The organism is Arsukibacterium sp., from assembly GCF_036735525.1.
Lineage (GTDB): Bacteria > Pseudomonadota > Gammaproteobacteria > Enterobacterales > Alteromonadaceae > Alishewanella.
This window is the reverse complement of the sequence record NZ_DAINOE010000202.1, coordinates 1-1,752: the sequence shown is the minus strand read 5'-3', so window position 1 is coordinate 1,752 and position 1,752 is coordinate 1. Positions and strand designations below refer to the sequence as shown.

Annotated in this window: 1 protein-coding gene; it reads left to right on the top strand. The window is 48.5% G+C overall.

What is annotated here, in order from left to right; translation table 11 throughout:
* Positions 1-202: 202 nt before the first annotated feature.
* Complete coding sequence (locus V7D78_RS17275) at positions 203-1,246, top strand: IS110 family transposase (RefSeq protein WP_333609690.1); 1,044 nt, start codon at positions 203-205, stop codon at positions 1,244-1,246.
* Positions 1,247-1,752: the final 506 nt, after the last annotated feature.

The window sequence follows — 1,752 nt, the reverse complement described above, 5'->3', positions numbered from 1 at the left end:
AACGCAAGCAGACCCGAAAAATAAAACAGATTTTGAAATTACAACTTCTCGACAGCCGGCTAACGCCCGCATTTGCGGCTGGTTTGGAGCGCAGCGGAAAACCAGTCCGACAACATGCGCTTGATACTCATTGAGCCTTCTCCCCCAGCCCAGCCAGATTGGCTAAGCTGGAAGGCGACGAAACCAAAAAGGAGAAGACCCAATGAAATTTTATACTACACAACATCCGTACTATTGTGGAATTGATTTGCATGCCCGCTCTTTGTACGTCTGTATTCTGGATGCGAATGGTGACACCATCTTACACCGCGAAATCAAAGCATTACCAGAACCTTTGCTCGATTTATTAGCACCTTACATCGGCAATATTGTTGTCGGTGTTGAATGCATGCATTGCTGGTACTGGGTCAGCGATTTTTGCGCTAAACACGGTATCGATTTTATTTTAGGCCATGCGCTTTATATGAAAGCCATTCATGGTGGTAAAGCCAAAAACGACCGCATTGATTCCTATAAAATCGCTCACCTGATCCGTGGTGGTAATTTCCCGCTGGCCTATGTTTATCCACCACAGATGCGCGCAGCACGTGATTTACTACGTCGGCGTACCCGTATTGTTCGCCATGGTGCCGATTTAAAAGCGCACGTCAAAAACACGGTAAGCCAGTACAACTTGCCACCCAATAATCTGGATCTGAAATACCCTTGCGCCCGCGAAGCGATGCGGGATTGTTTTGATGATCAGTTCGTGCAGCGCAATGTTGACCTGGACTTAAACATCATCGCGTTTTACCGCCATGAACTCAGTGCCATCGAGTGCTTTATTGAAAAGCATGCCAAACATCATAATGGCAGAGATTACCATATCCTGACCAGCTTCCCCGGCATTGGCCGCATTCTGGCACTGACAATTCTGTACGAAGTTGGTGACATTGCTCGTTTTAATACGGTGCAGGACTTTGCTTCCTACAGCCGTTTGATTAAGTGCAAAGCCGAATCCGCCGGCAAAACTTACGGCACCCAGGGCAATAAAATCGGCAATGCCCATCTGAAGTGGGCTTTCGGTGAGATTGCCGTGCTTTATTTGCGCGGTAATGACAAAGCCAAAGCCCACTTACTCAAATTACAAAAGCGGATGAGCAAAGCCAAGGCACTGTCTGCTCTGGCGCATAAAGTGGGCCGCTGCGTGTATTACATGCTGAAAAATCATAAGGTGTTCGATGAGAAACGTTTCCTAGCCGGTTAAGTCGCGGGACAAGGTGAGCTGAACGTCTAACTGGAACACCATGGCTGATGCTCAAATGATGGTTGGGTAACCCTTAGCAATAAGCTGAACCACCCGCCTTCTGGCACACTGCCGTAGCCAAACGGCCTTGATTAGACACCTTGTCGCCGCGCATTACCATCAGCAAGATGGTTTGCACCTGTGCTGAGCCTGAAACTAACTGGCTTTAAGCCCGACGCCTTGAATAGTGCCAGCAACAGGTTAACCGATGAATGTCTGGTGCCCCTGCTGTCAGCAAGGATGCTGAAATCAGCAGGCGCTCATTGAGCATGAGATAAGAGAGCCCCGATATGTGTTTGTTGCAGGCTATCGCCTGGCAACCATGATGACAGATGAAGCAGTCTATCTTGCTGATGGATAAAGGCCTGGCCGCTAGCGCGGCCAGAAGAGCGGTTTTACCTATTGACTCCGAGAAGGCTCATATGTGTTATACGCTTTCGTAAGCATGGCTCAATCACAACAGTTGA

Bases quoted from the DNA above. Each gene is read 5' to 3' on its own strand.
- V7D78_RS17275 (WP_333609690.1), top strand. From the start codon at position 203: ATGAAATTTTATACTACACAACATCCGTACTATTGTGGAATTGATTTG.